The 26,916-nt window shown below is 38.0% G+C and carries 39 protein-coding genes; 38 read left to right on the top strand and 1 reads right to left on the bottom strand.

The annotated features are described in order from the left end of the window. From H605_RS0107275 to H605_RS0107110, 34 genes are all read left to right on the top strand, one after another. Window positions 1–212, top strand: a 212-nt coding sequence (locus tag H605_RS0107275) for a transposase domain-containing protein (RefSeq protein WP_029053618.1), incomplete at its 5' end; no start/stop codon positions are given. Between the two features lie 197 nt (window positions 213–409). Continuing rightward, complete coding sequence (locus H605_RS0107270; RefSeq protein ID WP_029053617.1) at window positions 410–631, top strand: hypothetical protein; 222 nt, start codon at window positions 410–412, stop codon at window positions 629–631. 129 nt (window positions 632–760) lie between these two features. Then, window positions 761–1,219, top strand: a complete 459-nt coding sequence (locus H605_RS0107265) for an immunoglobulin-like domain-containing protein (protein ID WP_029053616.1) — start codon at window positions 761–763, stop codon at window positions 1,217–1,219. 658 nt (window positions 1,220–1,877) lie between these two features. Continuing rightward, the gene (locus H605_RS0107255) at window positions 1,878–2,165 is read left to right on the top strand and encodes a MafI2 family immunity protein (RefSeq protein ID WP_029053614.1); all 288 of its coding nucleotides are present in this window, start codon (window positions 1,878–1,880) and stop codon (window positions 2,163–2,165) included. Between the two features lie 98 nt (window positions 2,166–2,263). Further along, window positions 2,264–2,698: a hypothetical protein gene (locus H605_RS0107250; protein ID WP_029053613.1), complete on the top strand. Its 435-nt coding sequence runs from the start codon at window positions 2,264–2,266 to the stop codon at window positions 2,696–2,698. Between the two features lie 136 nt (window positions 2,699–2,834). Beyond that, entirely contained in the window at window positions 2,835–3,245 is a 411-nt protein-coding gene (locus H605_RS0107245; RefSeq protein ID WP_029053612.1) for a hypothetical protein, read from the top strand. Window positions 3,246–3,348: 103 nt separating this feature from the next. After that, the gene (locus H605_RS0107240; RefSeq protein ID WP_037561679.1) at window positions 3,349–3,810 is read left to right on the top strand and encodes a DUF2691 family protein; all 462 of its coding nucleotides are present in this window, start codon (window positions 3,349–3,351) and stop codon (window positions 3,808–3,810) included. Between the two features lie 49 nt (window positions 3,811–3,859). Continuing rightward, window positions 3,860–4,168, top strand: a complete 309-nt coding sequence (locus H605_RS0107235; protein WP_029053610.1) for a hypothetical protein — start codon at window positions 3,860–3,862, stop codon at window positions 4,166–4,168. Window positions 4,169–4,248: 80 nt separating this feature from the next. Next, complete coding sequence (locus H605_RS0107230) at window positions 4,249–4,587, top strand: hypothetical protein (RefSeq protein ID WP_051210497.1); 339 nt, start codon at window positions 4,249–4,251, stop codon at window positions 4,585–4,587. Window positions 4,588–5,087: 500 nt separating this feature from the next. After that, complete coding sequence (locus tag H605_RS17505) at window positions 5,088–6,110, top strand: FAD-binding oxidoreductase (RefSeq protein ID WP_232321192.1); 1,023 nt, start codon at window positions 5,088–5,090, stop codon at window positions 6,108–6,110. A gap of 69 nt (window positions 6,111–6,179) precedes the next feature. Next, entirely contained in the window at window positions 6,180–6,557 is a 378-nt protein-coding gene (locus H605_RS19390; protein WP_232321193.1) for a hypothetical protein, read from the top strand. Between the two features lie 11 nt (window positions 6,558–6,568). Beyond that, entirely contained in the window at window positions 6,569–7,102 is a 534-nt protein-coding gene (locus tag H605_RS0107215) for a hypothetical protein (protein ID WP_029053608.1), read from the top strand. A gap of 65 nt (window positions 7,103–7,167) precedes the next feature. After that, entirely contained in the window at window positions 7,168–7,812 is a 645-nt protein-coding gene (locus tag H605_RS17500) for a hypothetical protein (protein ID WP_037561703.1), read from the top strand. A gap of 253 nt (window positions 7,813–8,065) precedes the next feature. Further along, the gene (locus tag H605_RS0107205) at window positions 8,066–8,428 is read left to right on the top strand and encodes a VOC family protein (protein ID WP_029053607.1); all 363 of its coding nucleotides are present in this window, start codon (window positions 8,066–8,068) and stop codon (window positions 8,426–8,428) included. 93 nt (window positions 8,429–8,521) lie between these two features. After that, window positions 8,522–8,767 (top strand): hypothetical protein, encoded by a 246-nt coding sequence (locus H605_RS0107200; protein WP_029053606.1) that lies wholly within the window; start codon window positions 8,522–8,524, stop codon window positions 8,765–8,767. A 92-nt stretch (window positions 8,768–8,859) separates the two neighbouring features. Then, window positions 8,860–9,021 (top strand): hypothetical protein, encoded by a 162-nt coding sequence (locus H605_RS18870; protein ID WP_155979485.1) that lies wholly within the window; start codon window positions 8,860–8,862, stop codon window positions 9,019–9,021. Window positions 9,022–9,162: 141 nt separating this feature from the next. Continuing rightward, window positions 9,163–9,525: a hypothetical protein gene (locus H605_RS0107190; protein ID WP_029053605.1), complete on the top strand. Its 363-nt coding sequence runs from the start codon at window positions 9,163–9,165 to the stop codon at window positions 9,523–9,525. Between the two features lie 89 nt (window positions 9,526–9,614). Continuing rightward, the gene (locus H605_RS0107185; protein WP_029053604.1) at window positions 9,615–9,860 is read left to right on the top strand and encodes a hypothetical protein; all 246 of its coding nucleotides are present in this window, start codon (window positions 9,615–9,617) and stop codon (window positions 9,858–9,860) included. 338 nt (window positions 9,861–10,198) lie between these two features. Beyond that, window positions 10,199–10,519, top strand: a complete 321-nt coding sequence (locus H605_RS0107180) for a PadR family transcriptional regulator (protein WP_029053603.1) — start codon at window positions 10,199–10,201, stop codon at window positions 10,517–10,519. A 19-nt stretch (window positions 10,520–10,538) separates the two neighbouring features. After that, window positions 10,539–10,877 carry a DUF1048 domain-containing protein gene (locus tag H605_RS0107175; RefSeq protein WP_029053602.1) on the top strand — a complete coding sequence of 113 codons (339 nt, stop codon included), beginning with the start codon at window positions 10,539–10,541 and terminating at the stop codon, window positions 10,875–10,877. Further along, complete coding sequence (locus H605_RS19545) at window positions 10,870–11,094, top strand: hypothetical protein (protein ID WP_276324877.1); 225 nt, start codon at window positions 10,870–10,872, stop codon at window positions 11,092–11,094. The genes H605_RS0107175 and H605_RS19545 overlap by 8 nt, the downstream gene beginning before the upstream one ends. After that, entirely contained in the window at window positions 11,091–11,225 is a 135-nt protein-coding gene (locus H605_RS19705; protein ID WP_418346792.1) for a hypothetical protein, read from the top strand. Before H605_RS19545 ends, H605_RS19705 begins: the two co-directional genes overlap by 4 nt. A gap of 298 nt (window positions 11,226–11,523) precedes the next feature. Continuing rightward, complete coding sequence (locus tag H605_RS0107170) at window positions 11,524–12,915, top strand: L-cystine transporter (RefSeq protein ID WP_029053601.1); 1,392 nt, start codon at window positions 11,524–11,526, stop codon at window positions 12,913–12,915. A gap of 231 nt (window positions 12,916–13,146) precedes the next feature. After that, window positions 13,147–13,845: a CPBP family intramembrane glutamic endopeptidase gene (locus H605_RS0107165; RefSeq protein ID WP_029053600.1), complete on the top strand. Its 699-nt coding sequence runs from the start codon at window positions 13,147–13,149 to the stop codon at window positions 13,843–13,845. A 636-nt stretch (window positions 13,846–14,481) separates the two neighbouring features. Next, window positions 14,482–14,781 (top strand): hypothetical protein, encoded by a 300-nt coding sequence (locus H605_RS0107155; RefSeq protein WP_156875522.1) that lies wholly within the window; start codon window positions 14,482–14,484, stop codon window positions 14,779–14,781. A 135-nt stretch (window positions 14,782–14,916) separates the two neighbouring features. Beyond that, window positions 14,917–15,078 (top strand): hypothetical protein, encoded by a 162-nt coding sequence (locus H605_RS18860; protein ID WP_155979483.1) that lies wholly within the window; start codon window positions 14,917–14,919, stop codon window positions 15,076–15,078. Between the two features lie 287 nt (window positions 15,079–15,365). Beyond that, on the top strand, window positions 15,366–16,220 hold the full coding sequence (locus H605_RS0107145) for an AAA family ATPase (RefSeq protein WP_029053598.1): 855 nt from the start codon (window positions 15,366–15,368) through the stop codon (window positions 16,218–16,220). 280 nt (window positions 16,221–16,500) lie between these two features. Then, window positions 16,501–17,310: an SMI1/KNR4 family protein gene (locus H605_RS18360; RefSeq protein WP_081657874.1), complete on the top strand. Its 810-nt coding sequence runs from the start codon at window positions 16,501–16,503 to the stop codon at window positions 17,308–17,310. A gap of 369 nt (window positions 17,311–17,679) precedes the next feature. Continuing rightward, window positions 17,680–18,141, top strand: a complete 462-nt coding sequence (locus H605_RS0107135; protein ID WP_029053597.1) for a helix-turn-helix transcriptional regulator — start codon at window positions 17,680–17,682, stop codon at window positions 18,139–18,141. A 227-nt stretch (window positions 18,142–18,368) separates the two neighbouring features. Next, window positions 18,369–18,836 (top strand): DUF4825 domain-containing protein, encoded by a 468-nt coding sequence (locus H605_RS0107130; protein WP_248681203.1) that lies wholly within the window; start codon window positions 18,369–18,371, stop codon window positions 18,834–18,836. 106 nt (window positions 18,837–18,942) lie between these two features. After that, on the top strand, window positions 18,943–19,989 hold the full coding sequence (locus tag H605_RS0107125) for a threonine aldolase family protein (protein WP_029053595.1): 1,047 nt from the start codon (window positions 18,943–18,945) through the stop codon (window positions 19,987–19,989). Between the two features lie 461 nt (window positions 19,990–20,450). Beyond that, a complete protein-coding gene (locus H605_RS0107120; protein WP_029053594.1) occupies window positions 20,451–20,885 on the top strand; it encodes a hypothetical protein in 435 nt (144 codons plus the stop codon). A 260-nt stretch (window positions 20,886–21,145) separates the two neighbouring features. Then, the gene (locus H605_RS0107115; protein ID WP_029053593.1) at window positions 21,146–21,799 is read left to right on the top strand and encodes a VTT domain-containing protein; all 654 of its coding nucleotides are present in this window, start codon (window positions 21,146–21,148) and stop codon (window positions 21,797–21,799) included. Window positions 21,800–22,118: 319 nt separating this feature from the next. Continuing rightward, on the top strand, window positions 22,119–22,721 hold the full coding sequence (locus H605_RS0107110) for a serine/threonine protein kinase (RefSeq protein WP_037561701.1): 603 nt from the start codon (window positions 22,119–22,121) through the stop codon (window positions 22,719–22,721). Between the two features lie 61 nt (window positions 22,722–22,782). On the opposite strand, the gene H605_RS0107105 is transcribed toward H605_RS0107110, so the two are convergent. Then, entirely contained in the window at window positions 22,783–23,628 is an 846-nt protein-coding gene (locus H605_RS0107105; RefSeq protein WP_029053591.1) for a DegV family protein, read from the bottom strand. A gap of 571 nt (window positions 23,629–24,199) precedes the next feature. Here H605_RS0107105 and H605_RS0107095 point away from each other — a divergent pair. The 4 genes from H605_RS0107095 (at window position 24,200) to H605_RS0107075 (ending at window position 26,157) form a co-directional block, all read left to right on the top strand. Continuing rightward, the gene (locus tag H605_RS0107095) at window positions 24,200–24,418 is read left to right on the top strand and encodes a TIGR04104 family putative zinc finger protein (protein ID WP_029053396.1); all 219 of its coding nucleotides are present in this window, start codon (window positions 24,200–24,202) and stop codon (window positions 24,416–24,418) included. Window positions 24,419–24,791: 373 nt separating this feature from the next. Further along, window positions 24,792–25,208, top strand: a complete 417-nt coding sequence (locus tag H605_RS17485; protein WP_051210493.1) for a hypothetical protein — start codon at window positions 24,792–24,794, stop codon at window positions 25,206–25,208. A gap of 263 nt (window positions 25,209–25,471) precedes the next feature. Next, entirely contained in the window at window positions 25,472–25,837 is a 366-nt protein-coding gene (locus tag H605_RS19200) for a hypothetical protein (protein WP_232321194.1), read from the top strand. 104 nt (window positions 25,838–25,941) lie between these two features. Then, a complete protein-coding gene (locus H605_RS0107075) occupies window positions 25,942–26,157 on the top strand; it encodes a hypothetical protein (RefSeq protein ID WP_029053588.1) in 216 nt (71 codons plus the stop codon). The last annotated feature ends 759 nt before the right edge of the window (window positions 26,158–26,916 follow it).

Raw genomic sequence — 26,916 nt, 5'->3', positions numbered from 1 at the left:
TCGCAGTTTCCACAAGAGGTGCTACTTCAAGTGCAATCGCCTATAGTCTCGTAGAGACCGCAAAAGAGAATGGCGTGAATCCTTTCTTCTACTTGCAGTTCCTTTTCGAAGAACTTCCTCAACGTAACCTTGAGAAAATCGCAGAGTTTGAAGACTTAATGCCTTGGTCAAAGACCTTACCAAAGAATTGTTATATCCAATCAAAGAAATAGAAAACGCCCCGAAGAATCTTTATGATCGATTCTTTGGGGCATTTTCTTTTATATGAAACAACGTGTTCACTTTTTGACGCTTACAAACAAAGAACATTGAAGCTGCAAAAACAGATTTAAGTGCCTCAGAGTTTGATCAAACAATTGAGGGTTTTAACAAAGCAACTGCGGAATTAAATAATGACGAAGAAGTAGATATGCTTAACGGTGCTACTTACAAAGCCGCAAAAGTACAAAAGGCTTTTGCTACTGAAATCACATATGAGGATTATAAAGATGTTGCTAATAGATTCAATAACCGTGAAGAATTTGAAAAGACAATGTTAGAGGATGACGAAAAAGAATCTGTTGCTTACGTTTACGGTGCGTATACTGCCAAGACTACACAATGCTTAACTCCGAAGGGATCTAATAATTAAATGTAACCTTAAGCAATCGGGGGCGATTGGTTTATAAGCAACTTCGCCTATATCGCAATCGGGCCAGATTAAAGAAAGATGAAACTTATTTAACTCTTCACAGTCTAATGGCAAAGAGGGAGGAATAAAATGAAAAGGAAAAATTTAATTATATTAATCGGGATCATAATGATTTTAGCTGCTTGTTCAGAAGAAAAGGACATTAATGACAAAGGAAATCAAAGTAAAATGAATAATATTGATTCATTTTATAAAGATGGAGATATTTCCATTTCTATATCAGTTAGCCAAGAGAGATACGATCAGGGAGAGACACCGGTTGTTATTATGAGAAATGAGGGGGAAGCACCGGTGGATTACACAGGGCTGGGAACTAGCCTGGAATACTTACAAGATAACGTTTGGGTTGCGGCAGATGATGCAGTAACAGAGGATAAGTTAAATGTATTAGAACCCGGCAAAAAAATAGATCAGAAATTTCCGCAATCCTATATACAGCAGAAAGGTGTTTATAGGATTGTCTTTAAATTCCATGCTAACAGGAATAAGGAGAGTAAAAAAATAGCTGTTTCGTTTTATGTGGATTAATTAATGACCTTGAAAAGATCATTAAAATAAGAAATGTATCGAGTTGATATACCCCGAATTGAATGGGAGTACGATTAAGGCAAGTTAACTGAACGGATTGAAGAGGTAAATAAAATCACTCTTCAAGAATCGGGTGCGTTTATGGAAGAGGCTTCTCTGTAGTTGGCTAGTTGATTGGAGCGGAAGCCGGCGACTCCTGGAGGATCAGTGGGACAGGTGAAACACCCGGCGAGCAACGCGAGGGGTGTGGTTCACCGCCCTCGGGAACGCGCCCGGCTGGAGCGCAAGTCAACGGGTCTTGACCACTTTGCCTTTATTGGGGGCGTTAACTGAACTACCGTTGCGCACCAAACTAGCTCAAAAGAAGGGATTGATCAGAATGGAAAATTCCGTTTTGTGGTCAAAAAGATTTATACCAGTTTATTTTGTAGTAGCTTTTTTAAGTTTTCTTCTCTTCAATAATTACATACAAGCCAATAGATTAAGCACTTTATTAATAATTCTTCCTGCTACTGGTGTAGGTATAGCTAGTATCATCTTTAATTCCAAAAGAAATAAGATCACTTAAAAATAATGAACTGCAATCGAGGGCAATTTGGGCATAAGGATTCTACTAATTCCATTGAGATAGTAAATTTAATATGCAAGGAGTTTGAAAATGGAAAACTTGCTAGTGCTTAGTGTACACAGAGCATTGTTCTGTGCTATTCCTAGGAATTTAAAAGGATTAAGAGTACTTATAGACGAGGAAAATGAGCTTATATGGCAAGCTTTTTTTGATACAGAACCAACTGAAGAAGAAAAGGAAGTTTTAAGTGTAGCCTGTACAGAAGTTTTAGCTGATTTTCCGGGTATTGATGTAGTGGAAGAAGAATTTCTATATCATCCCATGCCGCTCGATACTCAAACAATTGAAGAATGGGCATTTGTTAGATGGGAACCCTGAATAAGCAATTACTAATCAAAGAGTAGTGCAGCTCTTTAATCGGCAGAAGGTTAGTGCCTCAATCGGACAAGACTACAAAAATTGGCAGGGATGAGAACTTGGAGAAACTACTATTACATGGACACGTCATTGAGGTAGATAAAACTAAAACAAAGGAATTATATAAGGAACTTCCACTTATTTCAGACAAAGCTCATTGTGGATGCGCTGAATGTACATACTATGAAAAGGCCATTGTCCAAACAACCCCTGCCATTCATCAGTTTTTTGAGCAATTTGGCATTGACGCAAGAAAGGAAGCGGAAGTTTGGAAAGCTGCTGAAAATGACGATGGAACTTATTATTATGTGGCTGATTATCATTTCATTGGAGAAATAAAGGGGATCGACGAATTGGATTGGATCGATTTGGATGGGGCATCCTTCGGCTTAACGAACTATAACAAAAGTTTACCTTCACCGATGATTCCAGATACGTTTACTTCACCGATTATCGAATTGATTGTAAGAATCAATTTGCGTGATGGTTATTAGCTTTAATTGCCAATGTAAAACTATCAACAAAAGGGTGCAGCTGTTGTATAAGGATTACACTTCAATCGAGTTAAACAGTTAAGTATTGTTATAAATATAAAGGATTATGAAAGTCATATAGGAGAGGGCGATTAAAATGAATAAGTACATTTGGCTGGTAGTCATTTTAAGCTTTTCCGTAATACTTGCAGGGTGTGCAACGGGAGAAGTATTAAGAATAGGCACACCTTTTACCGATGAAGGTGGAGAAGGGGTAAATTTCTATAACGAAATTACAGATTCAAAAGCCATTGAATCTTTAAGAAATATCGTTAAAAACGCTGATGAGGTAGATCGACCAAAAGAATTAAAGAAAGAGTCGGATGTTTTCATTTCGCTAGACGAAACCAAAAAGGGGATTTCTGAAATCCAACGGTATATATATTATCAAGAAGACGGAAGTTCAATTTTATTTGCAGACGGTGTAAGTGGTTCTGATGGGTTTCCTAATCGGTATCTTATTCTTAATGAAAAACAGACTACTGAATTAAAAAATGTGTTGCAATAGTTACTAGGATTTAGTCCGCTATCTACCTTACTGGCGAAGTTGTGTAAAAGGATACCTACACTTACTTATCGTACCTAATCATTTATAAAAGGGGGAGATCGTGATGCGAGGCGTTTCCTTTGAAATTCCCAATGAATACGGAAAACAGTTATTCGATATCTTAAAAGAAGTTGACGTATCAAGATGGGAGTGGCAGATTGGCGATGGTGAAGCATATATCATTGAAAATGACACGCTCGGTAAAGACCTATTTGGCACAATAACTCATTTAACTGGTAAGGAACTTATAAAACTAATTTCTATAAATGAATATTACTTAATTTTTGCTGATTTAAAAGCATATATGAATGTAGAATCTGAATGGGAAATTGAGTCTTATGAAGACTTTTTAAAAAGTGATTGTCAATTTGTTCTTCTGATCGTGGATTCATCGTATGTAACAATCTACTCGAAGAATAAATCCACTATCCAAAGTCTTTACAATCAAGCAGTAGCTGCCAAGTACAAGGAGATTGAATATATTACAGATGACAATGACGAACGTACGACATTAATAGCTTTTTAATCATTCATTAACGTCCTAAAAGGAATTAGCTATTTAAAGGGGGACAAAAATGAAAAAAGGTCTAGAAGCTGTCATAGAAATGTTCCGTATCGCAATTATATTATTACTTATTGGAAGCTTAATGGGTGGGCTTGTGAAATTAATTTATTCAGTATTTGGGATACATGTAGATGATACTCATGGTGCTTGGCTAGTAGGGGGATCCATTCTTATTATTCTTTTCGTCTTGTATAGAAACAAACTCCAGTTCTCTGGATTCTACAAAGGCGATGGAAAAGTAAAACTACCAAAAAGAATCAGCACTATTCTAATTTCAAGCTCTATATTAATGCTGATTATTGCTCCTGTTTTTCGTTAATCGGGTGTGAATTGTTGAATTAGCACTGTGCCAGAATGGGGCCAGATTATTAATGTAATACAAAAGGAGGAAAAGAGATAGTGGTTAGCAATAGTCTTGAAAACGTTAAAACTTATAAGAAATTGGGATTAGGGTCATTATCGCTATTGATATTTGTATTAGGCTTATTATTTTCCGTGTCCATTGGAAAATATGACGCTATTGGCGATCATGTCTTGCGTTTCATAGGGGTAAATCCTTGGTCAAATGGTGGTACGGGGTTGCATTATACAATATTTTATTCTCTTGTTTTTTATATACCCGCATTACTTATTGGTTATAAATTCAAAGATGATTTGGGTGCAAAAGTAGGTAGAAATTTATCAATGATTTTAGTTGTTTCTATTCTGGTAACACTCTTGTTTTTTGTAGTTATTTAAATCTTTCCGTAATTTTGTACGAACTGCCCATAAAATGGTATTCCGATACAAAGTAAAGCAGAACTACAGTTAAAACTATTTTAAGGGAGATTTGATTAATGCTTATTATAGGCGTGTTACTACTACCGTTTTTTGTATATGCCTTGATTGTGCAATTCAAATATTCTAGAAGCGAGAACTCCAAAAACGAAAAAGGAAAAATGGTATTAGCCAAGTCAGCTAAACACGCGCTTCCTGTTTTTCCATATGGATGGCTTGCTTTGGAGATCTATCACCGTATGATAGCGAACGTACCCTATGATACGTATAGAGATACTATATGGGTATTGATTTTGCTGGTATTTACAATCTATGGCTTTTCGATTCGCCATTATACCAGAGAACAGGCATATCAAAATCAAGAGGAATGTAGTAAGTAGTATTCAATTATTTAGCGGGATTGTTAAAAATGAGATCAGTTATTCTCATAGATTAAAATACTGACTGGATAAGGAGATCACATGCAAAAGATAGCACTCGTAGTAAAGAAACCATGGTTCCTTGGAAGTCTAGTTGTTATTTTTGTATCCGTTATCTTGTGGAACATTCCGATTGAGAAAAGAAAATATGGGCTTTCGCAAAGCGGTTTAGTAACAGATTACACCGGTCTACTTCCTGAACGCATTGAAAGAGTGGTTAAAGCAGAAAATCGAAGTGATTTGCAAAGAATTGTGAAACAAGCGAACGTGAATGGTCAACAAATTGCAATTGCTGGTTTACAGCATTCACAAGGTGGCCATACGTATTACAAAAACGGAATCGTTCTGGATATGCGGACATTCAATCGCGTACTGGAAATAGATGAACAGCAAAAAACGGTTCGTGTCGAAGCAGGCGCCACTTGGGAAGATGTGCAGGAGGCCATACAACCTGTTGGATTGGCTTTGAAAGTTACGCAATCTCAATCGATTTTTACAATAGGTGGTTCTCTATCTGTAAATGCACATGGGCGGGATATTCGCTTTGGTTCTATGGCAGAAACGGTAAAGGCCATGACAATCATTACCCCTGAAGGCGACATCAAGACGGTTACTCGGGATGATCCAGATGAATGGATGAAGTACATATTTGGTGGCTATGGATTATTTGGCGTGATAGTAGATGTGACAGTGGAAGTAACGGAAAACAATCTATATACGATCCAAACAGAGAAATTGCAAATTGGTGCGTATGCCTCCTATTTTGACCGGTTATTGAATGATCAAAATACGGCCATGCACTATGCCAGAGTGAGTGTAGCACCCAATTCCTTTTTAGATGAAATGTATGTGATCAATTACCAACAGACAGAAAAGCGAGATTATACGACTGCGCTTAAAAAAGAACAAAGTGTTCGTTTAACGAAGTTAGCACTTGATTTTGGACGGCATGGGGGCGCTTTAGAAAATCTTTTTTGGGGAACACAAAAGCGTTACATTGCTTCCATCGATGGCAAAGAGATTACCCGAAATAATGCGATGCGTTCGGAATCTACGTTTATGTAATATACGAAGCCAGGTAGGGTGGAAGTGTTGCAGGAATTCTTTGTTCCGGTTCATAGCTTTGAAACCTATATGAACGATCTGAAGAATGTCATACCGGTCAATGACAAAAATGATGATTTAAAAATTCATAATATAACCATTCGATATGCTGCTAAAGATCATTTCACCACATTAAATTATGCCAAAGAAGATATGTTTGGCTTGGTTGTTTTAATGCAGCATGGCTTAAAGGAAGAGCAGATTTCGGAAGCTACGTCTCTCATCCAAAACTGGACCAATCTAACATTGGACCATGGCGGAACGTATTATTTACCTTACTATCGTTATCAGACGAAGGAACAGTTCAGGCGTTCGTATCCTCAGTGGAATAAATTTGCGGAGGAAAAGTTACGAAGAGATCCAAATAACGTTTTCCAAAATATGTTTTACGACTATTATGTAAAATGAGGGAACGCAGCATGAATCATAAAAGTGCACGCTATTTACCGCTGATTGTCACAGTCGGTCAGGTTGTAATTTTCCCGTATTATATCATTTGGTTAAAAGAAGTATCTTTGACGTTCACTTTATTTGCTTGGTTCTTTGCCGCATTTTCTTTTGCAGCTGCCTGGGGATACCGAATTGCGCAATCGAGAAGAAATAAGGAACGTTCATATATAGTGATCATTTATGCAGGTATGGGAATCGTGTATATACTGATAGGCGGTATAAAGAATTCGTCCGAAATTCTCCCCTATGTAGTACTTTTTTTACAAGTAATCCTTGGACTGTTACAAGGGTACTTTCGTGCGTGGCACGCTGAGCAAGATACCTATCATTTACACGCGGTCCATCATTATTTGATCGTTGGTGTCGCGATGATTGGTTTCAGCTTCGTTAAAATCATATCTCCTGTCGTCATTATTGCTACCTTTGGGATTTTGATGTGCATGTGTGCTGTGTGGGAACTTATGAGAAATGAAAAGAAAAAGGCCATTATTCCCGGGAAATAAGTTTTACAGCTCTTACTTAGGTGGTTCTTTCCTAAAATAAAAATACTTATACTTTGGGTGAGGACATGCGAACATTTTTATATGACATTCGAAAACCGATGAATGTGCCTGTATCAAGAAAAATTATAAGCTCGATTTCACTATTGATCATAGGCGTTATTTTGGGGGTACTATCCAAAGTACTTGATGAAACTGCGAGTAATTCCTTGCCGTTCTATCTTGAAATGTTAGATTTACGTAATTTCTTTTCTCGTATGGGGATTTGGATTTTTATTTCAGTGCTGATCTCTTTGTACAGCAAATCCCCAATGAGATCAGCCATTAATGTGTTTTTGTTTTTTGTTGGAATGGTAGGTAGCTACTATCTGTACACTATTGAGATAGCAGGGTTTTTCCCTAAATCCTATATGATGATTTGGATTGCTATGACCTTGATTTCACCATTTTTAGCTTTTGCTTGTTGGTATGCAAAAGGAAAAGGGACAATCGCCGTTTTATTATCGTCCGTTATTCTACTGATGATCTCTAGACAAGCTTTTGCATTTGGATTTTGGTACTTCGACATTCGATATATTTGGGAGTTTCTACTTTTTATATTCACAATCTTCATTCTATATCAGTCGCCCAAACAACTAGTTAAAGTGGTCACCATAGGAATGCTTCTCTTTTTCCTTACCGCTCAAATCAATCTCTTGTGGGGGATGCTGTAGTTATTTTCACGTTCCAACTGGCGACGTTTCACAAGTAAGCCTATCGTTAATAAGTTATTACGAATTCAATAAATAAACTGTAGCGAGGGTCAAGGTACTCAATGATCGCGCGCTTTGACTGAATAAAAGTTATGCCGAAATCTTTTTTTTGCTGTATAAACGATTGTGTTCAGATTACACAATTGATCGACTTTGCGGGAAAGAATTTTTAAGGTGTTACAGCGAAATTATTAAAACATAGGGGGAGATTCATGTGATTCTTGGATTACATCATGCACAAATTACTATACCTAAAGGTGCGGAAGAAGAAGGTAAACAGTTTTATTGCAATGTATTAAGGTTAGAGGAAATAGAAAAGCCAGAATCACTCAAAGGGCGTGGAGGATTTTGGTTAAAAGTCGGGGATCGAGACGTTCATGTAGGAACTGAAGATGGTTTTGACAGACTAACAACAAAAGCTCATTTAGCTTATTTGGTAGATGATATTTCTAAATGGAAAAATGTATTAGAGAAAAAAGCTATTCAGCCAATTGAAGGCGTTCCAATCCCAGGCTTTGATCGATTTGAGTTCAGAGACCCTTTTGGTAATCGGGTGGAAATGATTCAAGAAATATAAGACAAGATTAAGCACTTGTGCGCGATTGTTGCTCAAAGGTTATGTCATTAACGGGTCATTAGGTAGGAAAAGCATGTTGGGAGGATGTTGAACATGAAATATACAAACATAGGATTGGTTTTATTACTGTCGAGTGCCCTGATCTATGGCTCTGCCTTAATATCAGCATCAATCTATTCTCTTAGTCTTGGCGGTGTTGATGGTCAAGGTTGGTACACTAATTATGGGATTTTTGGAACTGCAATGATAAAAGTAGGGGCTTTCCCGCTGATCATATCCGTTTTGTTAGTAATAGCAGGCATCAGGTTTATATGGATGGCGGATAGAAAAGCTGAATGATATTTACGAGTATACGGCGGCGATTTCAGTACAAAAATCGCCTCGGATTCACGTAAGGGCCGAATTTCATTAAATTAGGAGGAGAGAATTTCATGGGAAGAGTTCTAACGGCAATTATATCAACATTAATCTGTGGTGCAGCTGCAAGTTTTATAGAACCATTAGTATTTGCAATAAGTATACCTGTTGCGTTAATGGGAGGATTTATTTTGTTAGAAATTCAACGTAAAAATGAAAAGCAAAAAGCACTTTAAGTTTTTAATTCATTGCTATATAAAAAATACATACCTCTTGAATTGAGGCTTTAGCTGAATAAAAGTTGTGCAAGGATAGGGCCAGATTGTGTAACTTATCTAATTATAAACCGTCTAACCTCCCAAGGAGATGAAGGCATAATGAAATTGAAATTCATGTATTTTGCATTAGTAGTATTTTCAATAATGCTAATTATGGGTTGTTCAAATAAGCAAGTGATAGAAAACTCAAATGACATGGATAGCTATGAAGATGTTAAAGCCGCAGCATGGGAATTTTTAAAAGAAGAAGGCTGGCAGGACCAAGCAAGAGATGATTTGCAAAGTGCGAAAGTGAAAGAGGTAATTGTTGATAATAAATATATATTATTAGATAAAGCCTATGATGGAAAAGAAGTGTTAAGCGTTTCTTTTGAGGATGTAGATAATGCTGTAACTGGAACACCTTTAATTCTTGTTGATTCGAATACAAATAAAGTAATTGCCTATATGCCAACAGAATAAATTAACTAATGGTAAGCAATCGAGGACGATTGTAGCACAAGGATTATTTGTAGTCACTTAGTTGTTTATTAGCAGTAGGAGGAACTTTTGTGACTATAGGTCTCGTGCTGATTGTCTATTCCGCCTTAAATCTAATGTTCTTCGTGCAAGAAGGAAATACAGAATTCCTTATTGCACGAGGTGAAGAGCATGCAAGTGAGACACTGAAGTGGATAGAACGGTGGAGTGTTTGGATTACAATTATGCTGTTCATTGTCGCGTTCGGTTACGTTTTCTCTCTAGTGGATATTATACGAAATGCACCGCCAGGAACAGCACCATATATCACCTGGTAAGCGCTATAGGTGTCCTGTTTTAGTCAATGAGTCAGACACTTCATTATCAATTATATAAAGTACATAAAGAAATCCCGCCAAATCAATAATTGGTGGGATTTTTTTATGGATTAAATACCGTGGCCGCTCATCGTGAGAAGGAATAGTTTCAAGTGTTCGTTCATCAATAAAGATATCGTTAAATTCAAAGAGTTAGGGGGAAGCAAAATAAATAATAGGAGAATTACGTTATTCATTTGACGGAATACACTATTGTACATTATTATTAAAGTAGTTAGTAATACTGAATACCAGTACTACAGAGTACTGAAATAATAACCGAACAAGCGGAGGTAGGGATGGAAAATATTACTGAAATGTTAAAAGGAGTTCTTGAAGGGTGTGTGCTTGAGTTCATTAGCCGTGGCGAAACTTACGGCTATGAAATTACGCAACAGCTTCGGGAACTTGGCTTTACTGATGTAGTTGAAGGCACGGTTTATACGATTACTATGAGACTTGAGAAAAACAACCTGGTGAACATCGAGAAAAAACCATCCAATATGGGACCCCCTAGAAAGTTTTACACACTCAACGAGGCGGGTCGAGAGCAACTTACACTATTTTGGGATAAGTGGGAATTTGTCTCGAATAAAATGAACGAACTAAAATCAAACTAAATTAAAAAGGAGATAGAAGATGAATATTTTCGAGAAAATTATTGGTAGTTTTGACGACAAGAGAGAATGGAAGGCCATGAAGGCGCGTGTGAAGGACTTGCCGAGTGAGTACCGTAATGCGTACAAAGCAATTGAAAAATATCTATCGGCGTGTGGTGGCCTGACTGACTGGAAAGATATCAGCCGTATTTTTGGTAGCATTCTTGATCTCTTCGAAGAAGGAGCAGCGCAAGGAAGGAAAGTCACTGAACTCACTGGAGAAAATGTAGCCGATTTCTGCGATGAATTAATGAAGGATGCAAACACGTGGACTAACAAGTATCGAACGAAGTTGAACGATACGATTCATCGTGGTTAACGTAACATATCATATCAGAAAGGGATACGATGGTACTATCATTGACTCTTTAGTCTTTGGGATGTCAAATCCCATCATGTCCATGCGTGATTCTATTAAAGTGTTAAATATCTACACTTTCCCAAACGTCATGAAAATTTTCATCAATTCAGGTTCCGGTCAAGCAGCGGTAACTATGCCGATTCTGATTCCTTCACGCAATTTAATTAGGATATGAGACAGACGACTGTGCACCCACTTCATCTAGGGAGCGGATTCAAGAATTTAACTTTCCCAAACAGCTCGACAATGATGGCTTATCTTGCTGCTCCAGGGATCTCTTATTTGAAGTGGTTAATATTTATATAGCTCTTAACACTAATCTTTAGTTTTATCGGTGGTATTTTTATAATCATTGCGCATATGATTCAGTATTCGTAGTATAGAGACATTCATGACAATTGTATAAATTTTCAAGGGGATATCGATTCTAGTTAGCTTAGTCGGTATTCCCTTTTTTTAGTAGAGATGTTGATGCAAGTGAGTAGCGTAAAGGATTGTTTAAAGTAACTTTCTTTAAAAACATACTTGACGAATAGGGATTAAGGGGATAAAGTAAAGTCTATATTATAGTCTACAATACTATTAGACAGAGGGGTGCAGAATGATGAATACTTTCTTCCTTATCGTGAACATTGCGGGCCTATTATTGCTCGTCGGCCTATTATATAGAATGAATCGCAAAAAGGTTTCATTTTCAAAACGCGTTTTTACGGGGCTTGGGCTCGGGATTGCCTACGGACTTATTTTACATTTCGCATATGGCACAGAGTCTGAGATCCTCAAGCAGTCGATGCCATGGTTTAACCTAATCGGGAGCGGCTATGTTAAATTACTGCAAATGATTGTCATGCCCCTTGTTTTTATTTCCATCTTAGCAGCCTTTACGAAAGTGACGATTGGGAAAAACTTCGGGAAAATGGCGGGTACGATTTTAGGTATGCTCGTCGGTACAACCGCGATTGCTGCGATTATAGGGATTTCAGTCACGCTGCTATTTGGACTGGACGCTTCTGAAATCGTACAAGGAGAAGCAGAAGCAGCACGTGGGCTTTCTATAGAAGAAAACTACGAGACTGTAGCCGATCTTTCATTACCTGAAAAGCTTATTGATTTATTACCTGCAAACCCTTTCTTAGATTTCACAGGGGCACGTCCAACTTCAACTATTGGGGTCGTTATTTTTGCGGCATTCCTAGGATTTGCCTACTTAACGATTTCAAGAAGAGATGAAGAAAATGCGGTCACGGTGAAAAAAGGAATTGATGCGATTTATGCATTGATCATGGGTGTTGTACGAATCGTCCTACGTTTGACGCCATATGGTATTTTGGCAATTATCGCGCGAACTGTAGCGACGTCTGACTTTATGGCAATCTACAGTCTCGGGAAGTTTGTACTTGCTTCTTATGTCGCTTTACTAGTGATGTTCGGCATTCACTTGCTCATTATTACATTATTGGGATTAAATCCAGTGACGTATGTGAAAAAAGCAGGAGAAGCGTTGATATTTGCTTTTACATCACGCTCAAGTGCCGGCACATTACCGTTAACGATTCATGCACAAACAAACCGCTTAGGTGTACCTGAAGGGATCGCAAACTTTTCTGGCTCATTTGGTTTATCCATCGGGCAAAATGGCTGTGCAGGCATTTACCCGGCGATGCTCGCTGTCATGATTGCTCCATCGGTTGGTATCAATCCACTTGATCCAACATTTTTAGTAACATTAATCGCGATCGTTGCGGTTAGCTCATTTGGTGTAGCGGGTGTTGGGGGAGGCGCGACATTTGCCGCAATTCTTGTCTTGTCGGCATTAAATCTTCCTGTCGCACTCGCGGGGTTATTGATTTCTGTTGAACCATTGATTGACATGGGCCGTACTGCGGTAAACGTCAGTGGTTCGATGACAGCGGGTGTCACAACAGCCCGCGTGACGGGTGAACTTGACACGGATATGTATAATGAATCACTTGAAAAACAAACAGCAGAAGCTTAAGTTTAAGAAATCCCGCAGGAGACAACATGGTCTTCTGCGGGATTTTTTTAATAGAACTAACATCCGGTTAGAACATCAAGTGGAACTGGATAAACGGAATAATTTGACTTTTGCAAAAGATTTTTTGGGAAATTCTGTTATACTAATAGAAAAGTAAGTGTAGGTTCATAGATTCACAATAAGCTCAAGATTGTGTATTAAAAAAACAGGATGTCGAAGGGGAATTAGGCTATGGATTCACCGGGGTGGAAACAAAAAGATGCATGGACATGGAAGGAATTTATTCTGCTATTGTTACTCGAATTTGTATTCGTCATGGTAGCTGTTAAATATGGTATGCAGTCAATGTATCAATTCTGGTTTGATCATACACTATACTCAGGAACGGTGACTGGATTAACAATTGCAGTTGTGCTCATGTTAGGTTTATATTTTATTGCATTGAAACCACAAAATTTATCGTGGAGGGATGTTGGGGTAAAAGGGTTTCCTGCATCGTATTGGTGGAGGATTCTAATCTGGCTATTCATAACCATTGTGTTAAGTGTGGCTGTCGTGCTTTTAACTAGCCTGGTGGGAAATGATGTAGATAACAGTAAAACGGAGAGCCTGCAACAAAATATAAACGTAATTACGGTTCTTATAGCCTTTGTTTCCGCTGGGATCATATCGCCTGTATACGAGGAAATATTTTATCGAGGTTTTATTTATCGTTGGTTAAGAGTGAGACTTGGGATGGGTTGGGGAATTGTGTTTAGCTCACTGATATTTACGGCTGCTCATTTTCCAACGTTAAATGCGATGCCTGTAAATTTTATCACTGGTATTGTGTTTGCCTGGACCTATGAAAAGACAGGTTCTATTATTCCGGCAATAATTATTCACGGCATATTTAACACAATTGCAGTTTTACTAATAGCAATAGGGTGAATTATAGTTTTACTATTAACCAGGGGTATTTCTCGAAGAAGAATAGCACCTGTTTTCAGTAATCAGGCCAAATTATTTAATAATGTATTTAAAGGAGTAGATAACTTATGAAGATAAATTGGACTTTGTTTTTTTCATATCTTTTTGTGTGGATAGTGGTTGGCATAGTGATATTTGATAATGTAATTCCTATGATTATTTTTATAATCTGTGGAGGAGCATGCGGTGGTTTTATACTTGCTACTAAAAAGAAAAGAAAGGTTTGCAATTGAACTATTAAACAAATGGGGGCGTTTATGGAAGAGGCTTCTATGTAGTTGGCTAGTTGATCTTCGCTACAGTCGGCGACTCCCAGAGGATCAGCGAGAGCCGTAACGAAGAACGGCTTTTGCGAGTGAAGCGAAGCGAGAAGGAGCACATCTTTGCTTTGACAGGTGAAACACCCGGCGAGCAACGCGAGGGGTGTGGTTCACCGTCCGCCCTCGGGAACGCGTCCGGCTGGAGCGCAAGTCAACGAATCTTGACCACTTTGCCTTTATCGGGGGCGATAGTTGCATAAATTTTATGCCATTAACGTGCCATTTAAAGTTATAAGAGAAGCATTACTTTAAATCAATTAGGTTGTGAGGGGTGAAAATGTTGGCTTCTCAAATGAACAGTAAATGGTCACTTGTTTTAAGTATGGTAGGTGTAATTGCGTTTAGGATAAGTTATCTTATATCTGAAAATCCAACTTTATTAGAAAAGGTCGTTATAGGAACATTCTTTTTCTCTGGAATTGCTCTTATGATAGGCGGGATTATTTTAGGTATTCGGGCATTCAAAACAATGGAGGAAGGAAAACTCAAGTATTTTGGGTTTTCAGTAATAATTCTCTTCATGATTAGTTTAGCTTTACCACTATTGCTAATGGATTTATTTGGATTTGGAGGATAACTTGTATAATTAACTTCTTCAATCGGGGGCAATTCTTGAACAAGGATTTGCGCCCTTTAAGCAATAGGGCCATTTAACTAGGTAAGTTTCAAGGTTTGTAAAGCTTGCCGATGATGAAAGAAAGAAGGAATTATAATGACAAATTATTATTATATTGCCTCAGATAAAAAGTTGGAAGATGGTAATGCATCGCTTCAAATAATAGAAACTGAGGAGTGGATGATTCCAGGTTTTGATTATCCAGTGCAAAGAGAAATTGTAAACGGTGTAGATAAACATTGGGAATTGCGTGAGTGACTTCAGTATATACATAATAATACTGCTCGTTATGATGTTTGCGTTGTTCAGATAGCTCACTTAGTGAACCCAACTAAATTAAAAGTACAGAATAAATCAAAAAAATTTCTCAATGATATTATTGAACCTAAGCAACTTCTATTGGCAGAAGGACAACTATTGACCATAAGCAAAGTATAAAATTATCAATGACTTTATAAAAGTCTTCGATTAACGGGCGCTATAACCGAACAAAGTATTAGTTTGAAAAGGTTAGAAAACGATAAACTATACGAGAGGAAGAAATTATGGTTTACATACATGACTTTTCATTTCCAAATGAGGGAATGGAATTTGACTTTATCATGAAAATAAAAAGAACGTGCTATGACTCGTTTTATCCATTTAAAATTTTATCGAGAAACGAATTTGAAACGGTTGTTTTTGAGCCAGTGACGATATTGTATGGAGGAAACGGTTCAGGAAAAAGTACTGCATTGAATGTAATAGCAGAAAAAACAGGAATAAAACGTGATTCTATCTATAATAAATCTAATTTTTATCCTGATTATGTCAATATGTGTGAGATGCAGCTTAAAGCAGACATCCCCGAAAATAGTAGGATTATTACTAGTGATGATGTATTTGACTATATGTTGAATATCCGGAATCTCAATGAAGGAATTGACCAAAAACGGGAGGAGATTTTTGAAGAATATTTGGATGCGAAATATTCGCATTTTCAAATGAAATCTTTGGCAGATTATGAGGAGTTAAAAAAGGTGAATGTAGCCAGAAGTAAGACACAGTCCCAGTTTGTGAGAAGTGAACTGATTGATAATGTAAGGGGACATTCGAATGGGGAAAGCGCGTTCCTTTATTTCACTGAAAAAATTGGCGATAATGGACTTTATATTTTGGATGAGCCGGAAAACAGTCTATCCCCAAAACGTCAGATTGAATTGGTTAAATTTATTGAAGACTCTGCCCGTTTTTTTGGCTGTCAGTTTATCATATCAACACATTCTCCATTTCTGCTATCCATGAGGGAGGCGAAAATTTACAATCTGGATGAAAATCCTGTTAAGGTGCGACGCTGGACTGATCTAGAAAATGTCCGTACATACTATGAATTTTTCAAAAGACATGAAAACATGTTTTAAGGTTGTTTCTTTTGCTGCGGTTCATTGTAGCCGATTTTTAATAGTGAATTTATTTTTAAAGGTGATTACTCAGCCATTGCCCGCTGGTTTACGGTCATGTTATTTCTCTTAGGTTCTATACTTTTTGCGAATGCATGATATTATCTATCTAAAAAGTAATGTACCATATTTAATACTCTCGATATGCCGTAATCGGGTGCAATTCTGGAATAAAGGTTATGCCGTTAAAGGGCCATTTAGTTAAATTCAGCTGTTTTTATGGCAGTTCATTTTATTAATAATGGAAATAGGTGATTTTGTTATGGTTGATAGACTTTGGGAGCACGAACCATTGGATAAATATGAATTGGAAGAATTGACAGAGGATTTATTAATAAAAGCAGAAAAAAGTTTAAATGTAAAACTACCAGATTTTTATGTTGAATTAATGAGAACTCAAAATGGTGGACGATTATATAAAAATTCTATTGAGATTAGTAAAATGAATGTGATTGTTGATCATCTTCTTGGTATTGGGAGTAGGGGAAATGAAGGGATTCTTATTACGCCTTATATGGTTAAAGAATGGGATTTACCTAACGATATTGTGTTAATTAGCGGAGATGGGCATAGTTGGTTCTTTCTAGATTACCGGCAAAAAGAAGAGGAGCCTTGCGTTTCCTTCTCAGATACAGAAGAAAATATCGAAATAATAATAGCGAGTAATTTCAAAGAGTTTATAGATAAACTTTCACGAGATAGTGAAGTGAATGAATTTGAATTAGTTTCAGAAAGCTCTTATTCAACTGGACAACTTGAGAGAGAGGTTGAAAAGGGTGATGATCCATTCTTGATTACAGACAGTTTTTTATATTATTCTGTGGCAGATTGTAATTTGGATTGGTTAGTGTCACAAGCTATTATTGTTATGGACAATCCAGATGAATTCATTGCACCTGAAGTGATGGCTTACACTATGAAAAAAGTTGCTAACTCGGAACGAAAAATGAGTGATAGACATTCATTGGTTTCCTTAGCTGAAAAAGTTAAAGATCACAATTCTGTCGAAGTAAGAAAATACTACAAGAGAATACTTAATTATATAAAATGAAATGAGTAAGTGTTTTTTAATTGAACAATCAGGGTGCGATTGTGGAACATGGTTTATTCGTAGTCGCTTAGTTGATCGGAGTGGAAGCCGGCGACTCCGGGAGGATCAGTGGGACAGGTGAAACACCTAGCGAGCGAAGCGAGGAGTGTGGTTCACCGCCCTCCGGAACGCGTCCGGCTGCAACGCAGATCAACGGGTTCAAACCACTGTCCGACCTATGTATGCGATTGTTGTATAAGAAATCTGCAATTTATTCAGTAATAGGGCCGTTTTATTGAAAATAGAATTCTATTTTTAAAAGTTCCTTCAGAATATAGTGGCGTTTGTTTAAGATTATAGACAAATACGTTCCAACTAGGAGGAAAGAAAATGGATAAAAGTATATTAAGTTTAAAACTAAAAGAATACCGCAAACAAAAAGGGCATACACAAGAAGAGCTTGCGGAGTTATTAGACGTTAGTGATAAATCAATATCAAAGTGGGAATTAGGCAATGGTTATCCAAGCAAGAAAAATATGATGAAAATTTCAGAATTATTGGATGTGTCATTAGAGGTTTTAATGATTGAAGAACAAGCTGAGGATACTAGATTGAAAAGAAGCTTTAAATATGCTTTGGTTAGCTACTTTATTATTATTTCACTAACTATATTAATTAGAGGAATAAAAGAAGCAGATCGTTATAAAGATATACTAAGTAGCGATGTTAGTGAAATTATAAAGATAGTGATTATTAACTTCGGACAAAATATTTATATTGCGATTGTACCAGCATTGATTATTGGCTTAGTCTCTCATTTCTACTTAATACCCCGACAGGAAGCTGATTAAATTAATAATAAGACTATTTAGGTTATCTTCATTTTACGGCAATAGGGTGTGATTGTGGCACAAGTTTTTTGGCAGATCAACGCGTTCCAACGACTATCCCCACTTTAAGCACCAAACATAGGCAAGTAACGTAAAATCCAAATCACTTTGATCGTCTTGATTGTTGAGCGATATAGGCAATCTTCTTAGTAAAGGGGAATACCATGAAAAACTTCACTAAATACTTTATGTTTTCATTTATACTAGTTCTCTTCCTAAGTGGCTGCAGTTCCACTACCGAACAGCCAAATGAAGGTCTATTCGAGTACAAAGAATCATTCATTGGCGATAACAGTGCAGTAGTCCATATAATTGAGCAACTGCGTTATGCTGAACAGTTTGAAAAAGTTTCGCTGGAAACCAAAGCAGAACCTTATGGAATGACGATTCAGTATGAACATATGGATGCTGCAATGGAAGAAAGTGAATATGAAGAGGCGGCCGTTTATAATGCTAGCTACTTATTTACGCTCATCGATAATGCAGAGTGGGTTGCTTTTGACTTTGGAGGCAACACATATAAAGTCAATAAATCGAAATTGCAAGACTGGTATGGTAAAGAATTAAATGATTTTACAAATAAAGAGGAATTGGACGTTTTCATTCAAGAAAAGTTAAAAGATGAGAGTGAAATACAACAGCTGTTTGTAGAATAAAAATCAAAAAATTCGTCATTTTATGAACAATATACTATGCAACAGAAATCCATCATTCTATGGTATACTTGCAGAAAAAATCAGGCATATTTGGAGATGGACAACGATGATACGATTTGAAAATGATTATACGGAAGGCGCTCATCCGCGGATTCTGCAAAGATTGATTGAAACAAATGAAGAACAAACTCCTGGATACGGTATGGATGAACACTGTGAAAAAGCTAGAGAGTATATTCGGAAAGAGTGTGAAGCGGAAGACGCCGATATTCACTTTTTAGTAGGGGGAACCCAAACGAATACTACCATCATCGCGTCGATTTTACGTCCGTATCAAGGTGCTGTTTCTGCAGAAAGTGGACATATCGCGACACATGAAACGGGAGCGATTGAATCTACCGGACATAAAGTTCTTACTGTACCTAGCGAAGACGGGAAAATTACAGCTGGGCAAGTACAAGAGTTAGTGGATGCTCATTGGAATGAAGCGAGCCCTGAGCATAGTGTACAGCCTGGACTCGTGTACATTTCTAATCCTACAGAAAATGGGACGACGTATACTAAAGCGGAATTAGAAGCTTTGAGTAAAGTTTGTGGAGAATACCAGTTGCCATTAGTACTCGACGGCGCTCGATTAGGGTATGGTTTGGCTTCGATTGACAACGATATCACGTTAGCTGATTATGCGCGACTCTGTGATGTTTTCTATATTGGCGGAACAAAAGTCGGTGCGTTGTTTGGTGAGGCTGTTGTTATTACAAATGATTCACTGAAAAAGGATTTCCGCTATTTCATCAAACAAAGAGGCGGCTTGCTCGCTAAAGGTAGACTTTTAGGGATTCAGTTTGAAACGTTGTTTGAAGACGGTTTATATTATGAAGTTTCGAAGCACGCTGTGGAAATGGCGTCTCTTCTTCGACATGCATTTGTGGAGAACGGATTTGCATTGCGTTATGATTCCACAACCAATCAGCAATTCCCCATTCTTCCGGAATATGTCATGAAAGAGTTACGTAAAAAGTATTCATTCTCCTTCTGGGAAAAGATCGACGCTACACATAGTGCGGTTCGTTTTTGTACAAGTTGGTCTACAAAGAAAGAACATGTGGACATGTTCGTGAACGATTTGCATCGGCTATGTATTACTTCATAACTGTCTGGTTGGTGTTGAATTACGGTCGATAATAAATTAGGACCTACTCTAGTAGATGGTAAATGCAAAGCGACTTGTAGATAATAGTAATGAATAACTATGCGTGATTTTTGTTATGTAAGTAGGCTCGGTTTTAAGTGAACCTATGCCGTTACACGTTTCACTTCCATTTAGCGCAGTAGCTATTGTGGTGAAATTCAGCGTTATAAGTTGTAGACCCTTGGCTCTATTGGCATTCATGTGGTTTGCGAGACCTTACCAGTTTTTTTGGTGGGGTCTCTTTTTGTGCTTGTATGACATCCGAGAGCATTAGTACAAAGACTCTCTTTAGATTAATTGGCTAAGCATTGGCTTTCTGCAAAATCCGTACTCTGCGAATCTGAGCGGGTGGAAAAAGGTCGTTTATTCATAAAGTCATAGGGAATAGATAATCAAATACCTTAAGGAAAGAGGGAAAGCAGATGAAGCAGTTTTTGCAGTTAGTCAGCATAGGAATTGCCGGCGGGGCCGTTTTGGCGCTACTCATGCTTGTCATATGGGCTGTAACCGGAAATGAAGCATATATTTTACTATATAATGTAGACTACTTTCCCGTCATTCATGTCTTTTCTCACGTATTTTGGTTTGGCATCGTCTTTCACTTCGTTTTTTGTATTGCCAGTGTGTTAGGGCTGTTTTATATATTGAAGTTTTTTAAATGGCAATATAAAATGTGGCCATATGTTGTTGTTTACACAGCGGGAAGCGGAGTTTTGTATTTCCTTACCTTGCTAACCGACCAGCCTCCAGCAGCGAATGACGGCATGGCATGGTTATACTGGACGGTGAGTCATTTGATGTTCAGTGTGCTCGTTGCGAGCATGGTCATCCGATACGTTGACCGCGGCCGCGTTTAGCACATCTGAGATTCGATTGCTTGGAAAATGTCATGCGTGGTCCTATCTAGTCTTTCGCACAATCAGGAAGTATCTCCTATGTATTATTCCCCTTCCTATTTGCTTTCAAATTGGAAGGGGATCTTATTTATTTTATCGGCTTGGCACTTTTTAAGGATAAATTCCATGTGTCGAACGTAAAGTAGATTGATGATGTGTATACATCTGGTATCCCCACTTGCGTCGCGACGAAGTTATTTTTTCCAAAAAGGAGCCTTTACATGAACCTCATTCAAGGACTAATCAGCTTTATCTTGCACATTGATGAGCACCTGGTCGATATCATTCAAATCTTTGGCGGTTGGTCGTACGTCATCTTATTTTTAATCGTTTTTATTGAAACTGGGGTGGTGATTTTTCCATTTCTACCTGGGGATTCCTTGCTGTTCGCAGGTGGTGCATTTGCGGCTCTGGAGGCTTTTAATATTTGGTTGCTTGTCACGGTCTTCTTCGTTGCTGCCGTCCTGGGCGATACAGTGAACTACCATATTGGACGTAAAGTGGGGATGTCGATTTCTCATGACAGTTGGCTGGGGAAAGTCATAAACCAAGAGAAAATGAAAGCTGCGGAGAAGTTCTTTAATACGCATGGCGGGAAAACGATCCTGATTGCCCGCTTTATGCCGTTTGTCCGGACATTCGCTCCGTTCGTTGCAGGCGCGAGCCGCATGAATTACCAGTACTTTGCTTTCTATAATGTCGTTGGAGCGGCATTTTGGGTAGGTATATGCACGATGCTAGGGTATTTATTCGGCAATATTCCTATTATTAAAGAAAACTTTTCCACAGTATTGCTTGCGATTATCTTTTTATCTGTCCTCCCTGCGTTGATCGGTATTGTGAAAAGCAAATTTAGCAGTCAAGCTGTACGATGAGAAGAATCGGTTATTTCATTCAAGAAATATGTCAATTAATACCTATGAATTCATAATTAGTTGACATATCAGCCGGTTCAATTTAAAGTAAATCTATACTATTATACGAACACTTCCGTTAAGGGGAGTAGCTATTACAGTAAAAGTCGTCAACACAGGATGTGAATCCTCGGCTCTACTGGCAACTTACGTTGTTTGCGAGACCTTACCAATTATTTGGTGAGGTCTCTTTTAGTTTTAGTAGAGACATCAAAACCACTAATTGGTCTTGATGTCTCTTTTTTATATATCGAAAACTACTGGAGGTTACATTTTGAGTATGTATCAGGAACTTGTACATTCCATTAACATAAATAAAAAGAATCGTTTGGTGGACTTTCATCCATCTTTGCAACTCGTCGGAACAGGGAGAAGTGCGTTTGTTTTCCGAGTCAAATGCTCGAACAAGGCAATTAAAGTATTCTTTCCACAATCCGTGTACATCGCGAAGGAAGAAGCAGAGATTTATCAAACACTCAAAGGGATTCACTATTTCCCCTGCATTTATGAAACGGGTGCGAATTACGTAGTGATGGATTACGTCGAAGGGGATACACTTTTTGATTGTATGACGAATGGGCGAGTCATTACAGACGCTCATATTAAAGAAATTGACTACGCATTATTACTAGCGGCCAATACAGGATTAAACCCTTCTGATATTCATTTGCGGAATATATTTATCACACCCGATAATCAAGTGAAGCTGATCGATGTGGCGCGGTATAGACAGAAAAAGGACTGCAGGCAGTGGAGCAATCTAAAAAAAGCCCATCGCCAATTTTATCGAAAACGTTTCTTTTGGAAGAAAGTCCCGAGCGCGTTCTTGAATGCTGTGGCGTTCTTGTATAAAAAGGGACTCATACCATCGTATCGGTTATGAAGAATGTCATGGGAAATATAAGAAGGGACCGAATTCACAATGGATTCGGTCCCTTCTTATATTAATATGTAACCCAGCTTAATCCCGTAGTTCCTTCACCTGCATGTACGGCCACACAAACACTAAGTGAAACGACATGAACGTGTAATGTAGGAAATTCTTTCAGTAGCTCATTCTTCCATATTTCAGCGTCATATGCATTATGGCAATGAATAACTGCTATTTCTGGTACAGAACCTGTTTCCATATCGGCACGGAGTAGGGAAGTGACATGTTTTTTTGCTCGCTTCATGGACCGCACTTTTTCTGTCATCACGGCTTTTCCGTTCTCAAAACTAATGAGAACTTTTATGTTCAGCAAATTACTTAAAAATGCTTGTGTACCTGAAACGCGACCACTTTTATGCAGTTGGCCAAGACCGCCTGGGATGAAAGATAATTTTGATTTTAAAGTCATAGCAGTAAGGGATTCCACCACTTCTTCGGGTTCTTTACCTTCTGCAAACAGTTCATTGCCCATCTCGATCATTTTAACCATCGGAAATGAACCGATTTTCGAATCAATCGGATACACAGGGAAGTCTGTCATCTTTGCGGCAGATTGAGCGCTTTCAAATGTACCAGAGAGGCCACTGGATAAATGCACGGCCATCGCAAAGTCATATCCTTCTGTCTGTAGTTTTTCATATAAAGAAGTCATCTCACCAATTGTAGGTTGTGAGGTTTTAGGTGAACCTTTTGCTGCACGTAATTTATCATAAAACTCATCTTTTGTGAGATCCAGTGATTCCCTATAGCATCGCTCTCCAAACACTACACCAAGAGGAAGTACAAATACATGATGTTTTTGAATGAATGCCTCATCTACTTGTGCTGCCGTATCCGTAATCCAAGCTATTTTCTTCATTAAAAATTTCTCCTCAAACTACAAATTTCATATATGACTAGCGAACTTCTATCCATAACTTACACTACGGATTAGCCAGGACCTAGTGACAGTTGTCATATCTTGTCGAATAATTGTGTTTGCTGTCATAAATTGAACATATGTATAAAGAGGAAAGCGAATGGTAGTGTAGGAATTAACGGAGAGTCTTACAGATGTGGTTTGTGGATAGTGTAATTTTTCATCTGTCAGGTACTAACGGGTTCGGTACATGGGGAGAAAACGTTAAAAGGAACAAAGTATTTCATGCTAAAATAGATTATAAGAGGAAGATTTTCTCAATAAATGGACCAAAATCAATTGTAGATAAACTATTGCTTTATGTTTCAGCGCACGCTTTCCGGAGGGCTTGGCCGTATTTCTGTGTACTTTACAGAAATTAAGGCACCTGTCCAGGGTTTCAAGGTTCACGCTGATCCTCATGGAGTCGGCGCCTACACTCCAAGCAACGAAGTGTATTATGTAAATAAGCATTTTCATCAAACGGGCCATTTTGTGAATGTAAGGTAATGAAGAATAGGAGGGGATAATCATGCCACGTTGTACTAACTGTAATTACAAGTGGAATGCGAAAGACATAATCGCTCTTGGATTTTCAAAGAAGGGAAAAGACTGCCCTAATTGTGGTGATAGACAATACATATCTGCTGAATCGCAAAGGTTATTAACTCTGGGATGGTTAAGTCTAATATTTGTTCCGTTTATTATTTCTAAAATTAAATTAAGTGGAAAAGATGAACCCCTTTGGTAATTCCATAGATGGGTACGAATGTGGCACAAATACTATGCCATTAACGGGCCATTTTATTGGTATGCAAAATATATTAGCCATCATAATTACTGAAAGAAGAAGGTGTGTCTCTTGAGGATGTCAAAAAGCAAAGTCTATTGGATTGCATTATCTCTTGTTATGCTTACTGGGATATCTCTAATATTAAAATTACCGAAAAACGGTTACGTCTATGCTTTTACCATGTTAATTTTATTTTTGATAATTGACTATCTTCTTGTTGCCAAGAAAAAACGTGAGAACAAATATTAAGCATTCGGGGGCTATTCTAGGATAAAGAACCTGTACCTTTTCAGTAATAGGAACATATAGAAACTAAAAGGGGGGGAAGCCCTTGTTAGCAGAACAGTTCTATGAACGGGTAGGAAAATCACGAAATACATTTCTGATATTCGCCACTTTAAACATTCTCTTCTTTTCGGGAATATCATTTACTTTTGTAATTCCTGGACTGAAGGGGTTTAGCCTGTTTTTTGTGGTTTTGACATCACTAATGTATTTCATTGCGGCAAACATATTTGTAGGTTTATTTAAAGATAGAATATGGTTTGTTTTTACGATTTGTATAATTTTAAACGGCTTTGGAATGGGTTGGCGTTTATGGCTTGAGTGGGGAGAATTTAGTTTAGTTGAACATACGAGTCTCGCAGTTTATATAGGTTATCCAAGTGTTAGTGCTATCATCATTACGATATTTTATATCATCGGCAATTCGATATTTGGAAAGAAAGTCAACTCTTCAATAAGATGACAGAGCGTTTTAAATGAGCTATCCTCTACTACCACGGTACAGTTACGGAAAAGGACTGTGCCTGAAACGGGTGCGTTTACAGGATAGCTGTGTTCCAGAATCGGGCCACTTTGCGAAGAAGTCCTGTATGTTGTACTAACGGGCAGAGGAGTTGAATAAGAGTCCGATAACTTATCAATTGAAGAAGGTGAATAATTATTAGTAAAAGAATTACAGGAGTAGTTTTCGGAATAGTAATTTCTTTAATTACTGCCTTATTATTTATGCTAATAGGGCAAGCATGGGCTGGTGGAATTACTTCACTTTGGGGTGAAGGTTGGCTCTATCTCTCAGTTGTAATCCCTTTTGTAATTACATTTGTGGTGTTAGGTGAATACTTTCAGAATAGAGACGGATTATCTAATAAAAAACTGTGGCTAACAAGTCTTATAAGTGCATTTTTCGTAACCTTATACAGTGGAACGATAGGTGCAATTTTTGGTGAAACTATTGTTAGAGGCGGGATGGAAACAATAAATATTGGGGGTACATTGATTTGGGGAACAATATACGCTTTTGTGTTATTACCACTAACTACACCTTTTGCCCGTTTGATAATCGGTGTGTTTTATAAACTAATTCAAGAATGACACATTCAAATTAAATTTGATATTCAACTAGCGCAATTTTCGAACTGTAAATTGCACTATTTCAACAATAGGGCCATTTAATTAAACAAGAAAGGATGAAAAGAATGAGTGATGGATTTGATTTAAGTTTAAAAAACAAAGTGGTTAGAATGTGTCTTTGGATTGTAGTGCCAGCTGCAATTATAGCTGTATTGCTCATATTGCTTACTGAGGTTCCCAGTATTGTACCCACAATAATACCTACCATAGCTTGGATTTCTTTTTTTATATGGCTGTATTTTTATAAACGCAAGCAGAAGAAAGAACAATATGCTAATTAAATAATTACTTTTCTGCAATCGGGTGCGTTTATGGAAGAGGCTTCTCTGTAGTTGGCTAGTTGATCTTCGCTACAGCCGGCGACTCCCGGAGGATCAGCGAAAGTCGTAACGAAGAACGGCTTTTGCGAGTGAAGCGTAGCGAGAAGGAGCACATCATTGCATTGACAGGTGAAACACCCGGCGAGCAACGCGAGGGGTGTGGTTCACCGCCCGCCCTCGGGAACGCGTCCGGCTGGAGCGCAAGTCAACGGATCTTGACCACTTTGCCTTTATCGGGGGCGTTAATTGAATAAGGATTGTATTACAATCGGGCCAAAGAGGGTGATATGTTGAAAGGAAAAGTCAACACTAAACGAAAAACTATTGAGACGATTTCATTTGGTGTAGTAATATTATCTAACGTTATTGGAATAGTATTGTTTAACTCTAAAGTTGGAGAGCAACTCACATATAATACAATTTGGTCTGTGATTTTTACTGGGCTCGCGATAGCAATGATTTTACTCTTAATTTCACGTTTAATTCCAAAGGAAAACTGAAACCATATATGAAATTCAATAAAAGGGCACGATTGCCGCAGAGCTTCACTGTAGTCAGCTAGTTGATCGGAGCTACAGCCGGCGACTCTGGGAGGGTCAGCGAAAGTCGTAACGAAGAACGGCTTTTGCGAGTGAAGCGTAGCGAGAAGGAGCACATCTTTGCATTGACAGGTGAAACACCTAGCGAGCGAAGCGAGGAGTGTGGTTCACCGCACGCCCA

This window comes from Sporosarcina ureae DSM 2281, from assembly GCF_000425545.1.
Taxonomy (GTDB): domain Bacteria; phylum Bacillota; class Bacilli; order Bacillales_A; family Planococcaceae; genus Sporosarcina; species Sporosarcina ureae.
Note: the sequence above shows the minus strand (reverse complement) of the source record. Positions and strands in the feature narration are given on the sequence as shown.

Bases quoted from the DNA above. Each gene is read 5' to 3' on its own strand.
- H605_RS0107270 (WP_029053617.1), top strand. From the start codon at position 410: ATGCTTAACGGTGCTACTTACAAAGCCGCAAAAGTACAAAAGGCTTTT.
- H605_RS0107265 (WP_029053616.1), top strand. From the start codon at position 761: ATGAAAAGGAAAAATTTAATTATATTAATCGGGATCATAATGATTTTA.
- H605_RS0107255 (WP_029053614.1), top strand. From the start codon at position 1,878: ATGGAAAACTTGCTAGTGCTTAGTGTACACAGAGCATTGTTCTGTGCT.
- H605_RS0107245 (WP_029053612.1), top strand. From the start codon at position 2,835: ATGAATAAGTACATTTGGCTGGTAGTCATTTTAAGCTTTTCCGTAATA.
- H605_RS0107240 (WP_037561679.1), top strand. From the start codon at position 3,349: ATGCGAGGCGTTTCCTTTGAAATTCCCAATGAATACGGAAAACAGTTA.
- H605_RS0107235 (WP_029053610.1), top strand. From the start codon at position 3,860: ATGAAAAAAGGTCTAGAAGCTGTCATAGAAATGTTCCGTATCGCAATT.
- H605_RS17505 (WP_232321192.1), top strand. From the start codon at position 5,088: ATGCAAAAGATAGCACTCGTAGTAAAGAAACCATGGTTCCTTGGAAGT.
- H605_RS19390 (WP_232321193.1), top strand. From the start codon at position 6,180: ATGAACGATCTGAAGAATGTCATACCGGTCAATGACAAAAATGATGAT.
- H605_RS0107215 (WP_029053608.1), top strand. From the start codon at position 6,569: ATGAATCATAAAAGTGCACGCTATTTACCGCTGATTGTCACAGTCGGT.
- H605_RS17500 (WP_037561703.1), top strand. From the start codon at position 7,168: ATGCGAACATTTTTATATGACATTCGAAAACCGATGAATGTGCCTGTA.
- H605_RS0107200 (WP_029053606.1), top strand. From the start codon at position 8,522: ATGAAATATACAAACATAGGATTGGTTTTATTACTGTCGAGTGCCCTG.
- H605_RS18870 (WP_155979485.1), top strand. From the start codon at position 8,860: ATGGGAAGAGTTCTAACGGCAATTATATCAACATTAATCTGTGGTGCA.
- H605_RS0107190 (WP_029053605.1), top strand. From the start codon at position 9,163: ATGAAATTGAAATTCATGTATTTTGCATTAGTAGTATTTTCAATAATG.
- H605_RS0107180 (WP_029053603.1), top strand. From the start codon at position 10,199: ATGGAAAATATTACTGAAATGTTAAAAGGAGTTCTTGAAGGGTGTGTG.
- H605_RS0107175 (WP_029053602.1), top strand. From the start codon at position 10,539: ATGAATATTTTCGAGAAAATTATTGGTAGTTTTGACGACAAGAGAGAA.
- H605_RS19705 (WP_418346792.1), top strand. From the start codon at position 11,091: ATGAGACAGACGACTGTGCACCCACTTCATCTAGGGAGCGGATTCAAG.
- H605_RS0107170 (WP_029053601.1), top strand. From the start codon at position 11,524: ATGAATACTTTCTTCCTTATCGTGAACATTGCGGGCCTATTATTGCTC.
- H605_RS0107165 (WP_029053600.1), top strand. From the start codon at position 13,147: ATGGATTCACCGGGGTGGAAACAAAAAGATGCATGGACATGGAAGGAA.
- H605_RS0107155 (WP_156875522.1), top strand. From the start codon at position 14,482: ATGTTGGCTTCTCAAATGAACAGTAAATGGTCACTTGTTTTAAGTATG.
- H605_RS18860 (WP_155979483.1), top strand. From the start codon at position 14,917: ATGACAAATTATTATTATATTGCCTCAGATAAAAAGTTGGAAGATGGT.
- H605_RS0107145 (WP_029053598.1), top strand. From the start codon at position 15,366: ATGGTTTACATACATGACTTTTCATTTCCAAATGAGGGAATGGAATTT.
- H605_RS18360 (WP_081657874.1), top strand. From the start codon at position 16,501: ATGGAAATAGGTGATTTTGTTATGGTTGATAGACTTTGGGAGCACGAA.
- H605_RS0107135 (WP_029053597.1), top strand. From the start codon at position 17,680: ATGGATAAAAGTATATTAAGTTTAAAACTAAAAGAATACCGCAAACAA.
- H605_RS0107130 (WP_248681203.1), top strand. From the start codon at position 18,369: ATGTTTTCATTTATACTAGTTCTCTTCCTAAGTGGCTGCAGTTCCACT.
- H605_RS0107125 (WP_029053595.1), top strand. From the start codon at position 18,943: ATGATACGATTTGAAAATGATTATACGGAAGGCGCTCATCCGCGGATT.
- H605_RS0107120 (WP_029053594.1), top strand. From the start codon at position 20,451: ATGAAGCAGTTTTTGCAGTTAGTCAGCATAGGAATTGCCGGCGGGGCC.
- H605_RS0107115 (WP_029053593.1), top strand. From the start codon at position 21,146: ATGAACCTCATTCAAGGACTAATCAGCTTTATCTTGCACATTGATGAG.
- H605_RS0107110 (WP_037561701.1), top strand. From the start codon at position 22,119: ATGTATCAGGAACTTGTACATTCCATTAACATAAATAAAAAGAATCGT.
- H605_RS0107105 (WP_029053591.1), bottom strand. From the start codon at position 23,628: ATGAAGAAAATAGCTTGGATTACGGATACGGCAGCACAAGTAGATGAG.
- H605_RS0107095 (WP_029053396.1), top strand. From the start codon at position 24,200: ATGCCACGTTGTACTAACTGTAATTACAAGTGGAATGCGAAAGACATA.
- H605_RS19200 (WP_232321194.1), top strand. From the start codon at position 25,472: ATGCTAATAGGGCAAGCATGGGCTGGTGGAATTACTTCACTTTGGGGT.
- H605_RS0107075 (WP_029053588.1), top strand. From the start codon at position 25,942: ATGAGTGATGGATTTGATTTAAGTTTAAAAAACAAAGTGGTTAGAATG.